Here is a 1258-nt window from a genome sequence, read left to right on the forward strand (position 1 = left end):
CCCGGAAGATCGGGAAGGTCCATTCCACGAGGTTGAAGTTCCCGGTCCCGGCGACCGAGGAAACCTGGGTTGCCGACGCTGCCGGCGCCCCCGTCCTGGTGGTCATGGCCGAACCCGGGGCAGCCCTGACCGGGGAGCTCCGCCGGCTCCTGCCGACCCTGCGCGGGATCATTGGGGATGACCGGCGGGTGCTCGTCGGGTTTGACCGGGGCGGCTGGTCCCCGACCCTCTTCCAACACATGGCCAAGAACAACTTCGATGTGTTGACGTGGCGCAAAGGCACCACCGAGGACATCGGAGTCTCCCTGTTCACCGAGGTCGCCCACACCGACGGGCACGGGCAAACCCGGACGTGGGAAGCCGCGGATACCAAGGTTGAGGTGCCCGTCGGTACGACCGGGGAAGTCTTTCCGATGCGTCAGCTCAGCCGGCAGGTCAACACCCCCGGCGGCGGGTCCCGGCAGATCCACATCCTCACCACCAACACCAACATGCCCGCCGGGGAGATCATCTACCGGATGGGCGCGAGGTGGCGGCAGGAAAACTACTTCCGCTACGCCAGGATCCGTTTCGCGCTGGATTCGCACGACGCCTACACATCCACCGATGATGATCCGGAGCGGTCCGTGCCGAACCCGGCCAAACGCAAGGCCTACCAGCAGGTCCTCGCCGCCAGGACCCGGTATGAGAAGACCCTGGCCGACACCGACGCCGCGATGCTCGCCGCCCGCACACCGCCGCCCGGAACATCCACGGTCCTGATCACCAACACCATGCACAATGCGATCACCGCGGAACTGCTCAGCGCCGAAACCGCGCTCGACGCCGCGCAGACAACCCACCGGGAAATCTCCGCCCGGGTCCCGCTCGGCGAGATCGCCGCCGGCCAGCAAGTCCTGGAAACCGAAACCAAACTCCTCACCCACGCCATCCGGATGGCCGCGTTCAACACCGCGTCCACCCTGGCCCGCGAAATCCGGACCAACACCAGCTACGCCCGCGGCGACGACGAAGCCCACGCCCTGATCCGTCAAGCATTCACCGGCAGCGGCGACATCGACCCCCGCGTGGACGGCTACCTCACCATCCGCCTCGATCCGCTCCCCACGCGCCGGGCAACCACCGCGATCAGCGAGCTCTGCACCCACCTCAACACCACCGAAACCCGTTACCCGGGCACGGACCGGATCCTACGATTCGAAATCAAAAACAAAGAAACGTCACTCAAAAACTAAATCGCTGTGTCCAGAGTCCTGAG

General features: G+C 65.7%; 1 protein-coding gene. It reads left to right on the forward strand.

What is annotated here, in order from left to right; all coding sequences use genetic code 11:
• On the forward strand, window positions 1-1235 hold a 1235-nt coding region (locus ACX80M_RS21035; RefSeq protein WP_459310410.1), incomplete at its 5' end, for a putative transposase.
• Window positions 1236-1258 lie beyond the last annotated feature (23 nt).

This window comes from Pseudarthrobacter sp. MDT1-22, assembly GCF_054511035.1.